Raw genomic sequence first — 7,504 nt, 5'->3', positions numbered from 1 at the left:
TGACCGTATAATTGCTGACTGACTGCTTCGTATTTGTCGCCCTTACTCCAGCGGGGACGAGTCGCACGGTTCGCAATCAGACGTGCCACATAGGCGTAGGTCTGGCAATATTTGAGTAAGTACGGATAACTAATCGAGTCCGGATTGTCACTGACCTGATGGTAGAATTTAAATAAACCGGCATCAAACTTAGTGAAGCCTGGAGCAAACGTCGGGGCAGGTACGCCCTTGGCGGCAAAGCTGACGTTGTCCGAGCGGTCAAAGAGTCCCTGCTCGGGGGCGGGGTCGGCATTCACCTTCAATCCAAACGCCGCCGCGGCGGTTTCAAATTCGGTTTGCGTACCCGTACGCTCCAAGCCAATGACGGTAACCAGCGTCGTATCATTATAACCCGCACCGTCACAATTCAGGTTATAAACGCAGGATTTCATGGGCACGAGTGGGTGTTCGGCGTAATACTTACTACCCAAAAGCCCGAGTTCTTCGCCCGTAAAGTTTAAAAACAGAATCGAGCGTTTAGGCTTTACGCTGGTAAGCGTCTGGGCGGCACTGAGTACGGCTGCCGTTCCGAAGGCATTATCGCGGGTTCCGTTGAAGATACTGTCAGCGGCCGTAAAGGTACCGCCCCCGTTTTTACCCGTACCTACGTGATCGAAGTGGGCGGATAAAACCACGTATTCCTGCTTTAGAACCGGGTCCGTACCTTCTAATACGGCGGCTACGTTAAAGGAGCGGATCGCCTGTTTGTTCTGACTGGGCGTTTGACCGGAGAGTTGTTTCACTTGATCGCGGTTGAAACCTTTAGCTGCTTTTCCGCCAAGCCATAAGTGGGGTAGTGAGGCGGGCGAAGTACCGTCCGCGGCTAAACGGACTTGCTCCCGTCCGAAATAATTGGCTACGCTCATCCAGGGCAGCTGCGGTGGTAGGACTTCAATCAAAGCCAGGGCTCCGTGCTGAGCCGCGATCTTTGACTTTTGCTCAGCCGATTCAAAACCTTCCATGGGTGATTTGGCATCGGCCGTTCCAAACTGAGCAACGACAATTTTTCCTTTCACGTCGAGGCCCTGGTAATCGTTTTCCAGACCATAGGCCGCAAAAACGACAGGAGCCTGCTGGAACGAGGCCGACTCACCCGAAAAGCTGATGAAATGCTCTTTTACTTTTAACGTATCACCGCCGTAGGTCAAATAACCCTGACTGCCGGGCGTTACCCGTTCGAGGTTTACCGTTTGCAGGTAATCTTCGCCAGCCGGTTTAAGTCCCAGACTGCGATAGTATTCAGCCAGGTAGCGGGCCGCTACATTATTAGTTATTTCACCCGTACGCCGACCCAACATTTCATCCGCAGCCAAAAAGCGAACGTGTTGGCCGACCGTAGCTTCCTTGAGGGCGAATTCGGGCAAGGCTTTGGTTGGGGTAGCGGCTTTGGATTTTTTGGGTGTTTGTGCCTGTAAAGAGGCACTCGCCAGCACGCCGCAAAGGGCCGCCTGAAGCAAAAATTTCATTCGGTGTTCTGTTAGGTTCTTGCCTTTAAGCCAGGTAGACGCTCTTTGTGACAGCTTACCGTTCCTGAAAAGGGCTTTCATATCTGCTAAATTGCTTGAAAAGTTTGGCCTGTACGTGCCATTTATCAAAAAACCGCACAAAATCACGAACATTTCGTGCGTAGCGACGTTTTTTGTAGGTCTTAACTGCATTGCATCACATGAAAAAAGCACTTCTCACCCTCCTTGTTCTCTGCGTTGCCTTCGTAGGCTTTGCTCAAAACCAACCCCAGGACAAGTCGAAACGTCCCAGCCCTCCGGCTCAGGCAATGGGCAAAGTCAACGGAAAAACCATTACCATTGATTATTCGCAGCCTTCCGTAAAAGGCCGCGACGTATGGGATAAAAGCGGAAAAATAGCTCCCTACGGTCAGGTATGGCGTACGGGTGCCAACGAAGCCACCACCTTTGAAACCTCAGGCGATTTGAAAGTGGAAGGTAAAAAACTGCCCGCGGGTAAATACGGCCTATTTACCATTCCCGGGGAAAAGGAGTGGACCATTATCTTTAATAAGACGGCCCAGCAGTGGGGTGCTTACGAGTACAAGCAAACCGATGACGTGTTACGGGTAACGGTACCCGCACGCAAGGCTCCACAAATGACCGAGAAGTTTACCATCAACGTGGCTAACTCCGGTACCGTTAGTATGGCTTGGGCGAATACGCTGGTGGATTTTAAAGTGAAATAAGATTTTCGTAATGTCCCCAAAAGGTCGTCTTAGTCAAGGCGACCTTTTTTGATGGCCTATCCTCAGAACAGTGGCGAAAATGATCTACGCTTTATCCTTTCGCAAGTACACCATAGACTTCTTAGAACCCCTAATACCCAGCGATTTACCCGCCGGATAGAGTTCTAAGAGGATTAATTAACTGAAAAACTGAACTTTAGTTAGATTTTAAAAAAATTAAATATTTTTTCTCTTTAAGTATTAAATTAATTGAAATTTAAGATTACTTTTGACCTAAGCTTCTTATGAGGCCAGACTCATTACACGGTTTAACCTGAACTATTGTCGAGTTGTCCTAGAGGCCAGATTATTCCGCCCATATCTGCTTCTGTTCTTAGTACCCGTACGTTTTCTTGCTCAAGTTGCCCCTTGTGCTATTTATGTTTAGCTGTTAGTCCTAGCTCCGCCAGATCGAGACTACCTGAAAAGTAGTATAGAAGCAAGTGTAGTCAAAGGAAGGATTAGCTCTGAATCTACCTTCAAGAAACGTACTCTTCATGGACTTAAGAAGTAAATCCCCCTTGAGCCATACCAGTAGCGTAAGCGATTGCCCTAGAAACAGAGGCTTGGTCTTTTGGATCCCGCTTTCTTGTCCTTCTAGTGGTTGTCCAATACAAAACATTGAAGCATTGCTAAATGGAAGTACACGTACGTATGCGTGAACGGGCCCAGGGCTTCGTTTGCACGTATAACTTGTAGCGTGAGCACTTCCTGGCTATTGCTATGTCCCTTTCGTTAGCTGCCGTAACGGGCAGAAAACGACTTGTATCCGCCACCATGCCGTACGAAACCGCGTGCAGTTTCCCCTAGGGAAGCCCACCCACGCCCTGCCCGAAGCTCAGCTTGTAACGCTGGAGCGATGGTCAGCGTATGCCCCTTTTGATATTCCAATCCCTTACGAACCCAATCCCGTCGATTGACCCAAGTTTATGGAAACGCCCGCTACCGCTTATGAAGTCTATCAGGTTATTGATCCTGAGCAATCCAAACTTTGGACGGCCGTTCGACGCTACCTGAAAAGTTGGCCTTGGTTTGTACTGTCTGTGGCTTGTGCCCTAGGTCTGGCCTATATCTACCTGCTTTATCAAGCCCCCATTTATCGGGCCAAAGCCAGCTTGCTGGTAAAGGATGAACAGAAAGGAGCTGCCAATGATGACATGCTCAAAGGTTTGGACATTTTCGGTCAGCAAAAGCTCGTGGATAATGAAATCGAGATTTTGAAATCATATACCCTCATGGATGAGGTGGTCGATAAGCTGGATCTGGATATACGGTATTTGGTGGAATCAAACTTTGGCAAACGGGAGATTTATGATTTGGTACCCGTACACGTGGTCATCGAGCGTCCCAGTGAGTCGATCCCTAGTAACCCCTTACAACTGACTTTTCCCGGAGATAATCGCGTAGCCATTGATGGCGTCGAATATCCCCTCAATAAAAGCGTTCAAACGCCTTACGGAAAGCTACGGCTTATTCCGGCCTGGACGCCCTTGAAAGCCATGCCTGAACTGGAAGTACACGTGCTGTCCCGGGAAGAAGTGGTAGAAAACTACTTGAGTCAGTTAACGGCTGATACCAAAAGTAAACAGTCTACGGTCATTGAACTAAGCATCACCGACCCGGTTCCCGCAAAAGCGAAAGCCATTTTGAATGGCCTGATTGAAGCCTATAATGCGGCGGCCATAAGTGATAAAAATAAAACGGCATCGAATACGCTAAGCTTTCTCGACGAACGCCTGGGCTTGGTGTCGGGCGAGTTGGAAACGGTTGAAAAAGATGTTGAATCCTATAAGAGTAGGCATGGCATTACGGATCTGAGCGTTCAGGCCGAAAAATTCTTGCACGGCGTTCAGGAAAACGATTCCCGATTGAACGAAATCAATATTCAACTGGGAACGCTGGGTGATATTGAGCGGTATTTGGATTCGCGGGGTAAAGACCGCAGTGGAGCTCCTTCCACGCTGGGTTTGAATGATCAGGTACTCTTGGGATTAATCGGCCAAGTATCTGAACTCGAACTAAAGCGGGAGCAACTCCTGCGGACTTCCAATGAGATGAACCCCCTATTGCAAATTATGGAGAGTCAGATTCGCAACGTGAAAGCCAATATTCGGGATAATGTGCAGACCATGCGTACCATGCTGGTCACTTCAAAATCACAAATGCTGGCCACCAATTCTAAAATGGAAAGGGTACTACGCGGCATTCCCCGTAAAGAGCGTCTGTTACTCGATATTTCTCGTCAGCAGGCCATCAAAAATGACCTCTATACCTTCTTACTCAAGAAACGGGAGGAAACGGCGGTAACGCACGCAGCTACGATTGCCGATAGCCGGACGGTCGATGCGGCCCGTAGTGGCAAGTTACCGATTCAACCCGTCAAGCGGAACGTGTACATGGCCTTTGCCCTGTTAGGCTTCCTGTTGCCCATTGGCTTTATCTACGGTCGGGACTCGGTTAATAACCGCGTCATGCAACGCAACGATGTGGAAGGCTTGACGCAGATTCCCATTCTGGGAGAAGTCGTTAACAGTAAAGGCGGCGGCGGACTCGTCATTGCAGATCGGTCCGTACTCAGCGAGCAAATCCGGTCCCTACGTACGAACTTACAATTCTTAAAGTCGGCTACGGATAGTCAGGTGCTCTTGTTTACCTCCAGCATCAGCGGGGAAGGTAAATCGTTTGTATCCTTGAACCTGGGAGCGAGCTTAGCCTTGGTGAATTATCCAACGGTGATTTTAGAAATGGATTTGCGTCGTCCGCAGTTGCAGAAGAGTTTGGATTTAAATCATACCGTAGGTATTTCCAATTACCTCATTGAAGAGGCTACGCTGGATGACGTCTTGTACGAAATCCCGGGATATACTAATTATTACATTATTCCTAGCGGTCCCATTCCGCCCAATCCTTCGGAGCTTCTCAGTAGCCCACGGCTCAAGCAACTCTTTGACGAGTTACGGCAGCGGTTTACGCATATTCTCGTCGACTCCCCACCCATTGGGCTAGTCACGGATGCTCAGTTGATTGCTACCTATGCGGATGCAACGATGTATCTGGTACGGCAGGATGTAACTCCTAAAACGTACTTGAAGACGCTCGATACGTTGTACCGCGAACAGCGTTTCCAAAAGCTGAATATCATTCTTAACGGTATGGGTAAGAACAAACGGGATTCGGCCTATTATCAATATGCCTACAGTCCCAAAGAACTTCAGAAATTATCCTAACCTCCGCTAGAGGAACGCACGAAGTCAGGTAACGTATGTAGCGAAGCGTTAGACGCTGATCGCTCCTGAATTGAACTACTGTATGCCAGGAAAAGGGTAGGTAGTGCCGGATTCGTCCGTGCACTACTTCCACCCGCTTTGTCCAGCGGAACTGCCCCTGATGGCGATTACCTCCCATTCTACTAACACACCTGAAAACATGAGCTATGTAGAACCTGTATTCACTGTTCCTAAACTACGTCTGAAACCCAAACCAGTACCCGCATCACCACCTCTACCCGACTGGGGGAAACGGGTCTTTGATGTGCTGATGGCCGGACTAGTTATAACAATGGTTCTCTCCTGGATGATACCCCTGATTGGTATTTGGATAAAGCTTTCTTCGCCGGGTCCGATCTTCTACATTCAACGACGAACCGGTCGGCGAGGACGTCACTTTAAGTGTTTGAAGTTTCGCACCATGCGGTACCAGGTCAATGCTCCCTTTAGTCAGGCCATTCCCAACGATCCACGCGTAACCAGCGTAGGCAAGTTCCTCCGCAAGACGAATCTGGATGAGATGCCGCACTTTTTAAACGTGCTCTGGGGAGACATGAGTATTGTAGGACCCCGGCCGCACGCCCTGGAGCACGATGCTCAGTACTGGGATCTGGTTCCTGACTACGCCGTTCGTTACCTCATCAAGCCCGGTATCACCGGTTTAGCCCAAAGCCGCGGCTATCGCGGGGAGGCCAATCTGTTGCAGATGAAACATCGCTTGAAATTGGATCAATGGTACATAAAAAAGCAGTCGCCCGGCTTGGACGTGAAGATTTGCTGGTGGACCGTACAGAAAATGATCCAAGGCGACGAAAAAGCTCACTGATTTGTTTATCTCTAAATCGCCCGTATGGACGTATCTAGTAAAATTTATGTAGCCGGCCATCGAGGGATGGTGGGTGGGGCCATTATCCATCATTTACAACAGCAGGGCTATCGTAAACTTCTGAAACGTAGTTCGGTAGAACTCGATTTGCGTAATCAGGCAGCAGTAAATCGTTTCTTTGCTCAGGAGCAACCCGAGTATGTGTTTCTTGCGGCGGCTCGCGTCGGGGGACTTTCTGCCCATGATACCTACCGGGCGGAGTTTCTTTATGATAACTTAATGATTGAGGCCAACGTCGTGCACGCGGCTTATCAATACGGGGTGAAAAAACTGTTGTTTTTGGGGAGCAGCTGTATGTATCCCCGCTTGGCTGCTCAGCCCGTAAAGACGGATTATTTGCTGCAAGGCCCCCTGGAACCGCTTACTGAATCCTACGCCGTAGCTAAAATCGCGGGGCTTAAGCTTTGCCAGGCCTACCGCGATCAGTACGGAGCGAATTTCATAACGGCCGTACCCACAAATGTATACGGACTAGGAGATAATTACCACCCGCAAGAGGCCCATGTATTGCCGGCATTAGTGCATCGGTTTCACCAAGCTACCTTAGCGGGTACCCCTTGCGTGAACGTCTGGGGAACGGGTACGCCCCGCCGGGAATTTCTCTTTGCCGATGATCTGGCCGATGCTTGCGTGTATCTCATGCAGCATTACCAAGGTCGGGAGCCCGTGAACGTGGGTACGGGAGAAGGCATAAGTATTCGGGAGTTGGCTGAGTTGGTAAAAACCACGGTCAGTTATCCGGGTGAGATTGACTTCGACTTCGCCCAACCCGATGGAGCCCCACGAAAACTCCTTGATGTGTCGGTCCTACACGCGTTGGGCTGGCGGCATCGAACCGCATTAAAAGAGGGTCTGCGAATCACCTACCAGGATTTTCTTGGAGCACACCTTAATGCTAGGACTGCGTATCCAGTGACCTATTAACTTATTCTTTCTTTCTTTCAATGAAGACGGCATTAATTACGGGCGTGAACGGCCAAGACGGAGCATATCTGTCGGAGTTACTGTTAGAAAAAGGGTACCTGGTGCACGGCGTGAAACGCCGGGCGTCTTTGATCAACACCGAACGGATCGATCATT

7 protein-coding genes are annotated in these 7,504 nt (G+C 49.5%); 6 read left to right on the top strand and 1 reads right to left on the bottom strand.

From position 1 onward, the window contains the following. On the bottom strand, window positions 1-1,505 hold a 1,505-nt coding region (locus tag ACOJTG_RS04835), incomplete at its 3' end, for a M28 family peptidase (protein ID WP_420152778.1). A 200-nt stretch (window positions 1,506-1,705) separates the two neighbouring features. Here ACOJTG_RS04835 and ACOJTG_RS04830 point away from each other — a divergent pair. From ACOJTG_RS04830 to ACOJTG_RS04805, 6 genes are all read left to right on the top strand, one after another. Further along, window positions 1,706-2,233 carry a DUF2911 domain-containing protein gene (locus ACOJTG_RS04830; RefSeq protein WP_420152777.1) on the top strand — a complete coding sequence of 176 codons (528 nt, stop codon included), beginning with the start codon at window positions 1,706-1,708 and terminating at the stop codon, window positions 2,231-2,233. Between the two features lie 833 nt (window positions 2,234-3,066). Beyond that, window positions 3,067-3,192: a hypothetical protein gene (locus tag ACOJTG_RS04825; RefSeq protein WP_420152776.1), complete on the top strand. Its 126-nt coding sequence runs from the start codon at window positions 3,067-3,069 to the stop codon at window positions 3,190-3,192. Between the two features lie 9 nt (window positions 3,193-3,201). Then, on the top strand, window positions 3,202-5,499 hold the full coding sequence (locus ACOJTG_RS04820) for a GumC family protein (RefSeq protein ID WP_420152775.1): 2,298 nt from the start codon (window positions 3,202-3,204) through the stop codon (window positions 5,497-5,499). A gap of 199 nt (window positions 5,500-5,698) precedes the next feature. After that, window positions 5,699-6,364, top strand: a complete 666-nt coding sequence (locus tag ACOJTG_RS04815; protein WP_420152774.1) for a sugar transferase — start codon at window positions 5,699-5,701, stop codon at window positions 6,362-6,364. Window positions 6,365-6,388: 24 nt separating this feature from the next. Continuing rightward, on the top strand, window positions 6,389-7,348 hold the full coding sequence (locus tag ACOJTG_RS04810; protein ID WP_420152773.1) for a GDP-L-fucose synthase family protein: 960 nt from the start codon (window positions 6,389-6,391) through the stop codon (window positions 7,346-7,348). Window positions 7,349-7,368: 20 nt separating this feature from the next. Further along, window positions 7,369-7,504, top strand: a 136-nt coding sequence (locus ACOJTG_RS04805) for a GDP-mannose 4,6-dehydratase (protein WP_420152779.1), incomplete at its 3' end; no start/stop codon positions are given.

Origin of the sequence: Siphonobacter sp. (assembly GCF_048595215.1) — a bacterium.
Classification (GTDB): domain Bacteria; phylum Bacteroidota; class Bacteroidia; order Cytophagales; family Spirosomataceae; genus Siphonobacter.
This window is presented reverse-complemented; position numbering and strand designations above follow the sequence as displayed.

Coding starts and splice junctions, on each gene's coding strand:
- ACOJTG_RS04830 (WP_420152777.1), top strand. CDS start 1,706: ATGAAAAAAGCACTTCTCACCCTCCTTGTTCTCTGCGTTGCCTTCGTA.
- ACOJTG_RS04815 (WP_420152774.1), top strand. CDS start 5,699: ATGAGCTATGTAGAACCTGTATTCACTGTTCCTAAACTACGTCTGAAA.
- ACOJTG_RS04820 (WP_420152775.1), top strand. CDS start 3,202: ATGGAAACGCCCGCTACCGCTTATGAAGTCTATCAGGTTATTGATCCT.
- ACOJTG_RS04810 (WP_420152773.1), top strand. CDS start 6,389: ATGGACGTATCTAGTAAAATTTATGTAGCCGGCCATCGAGGGATGGTG.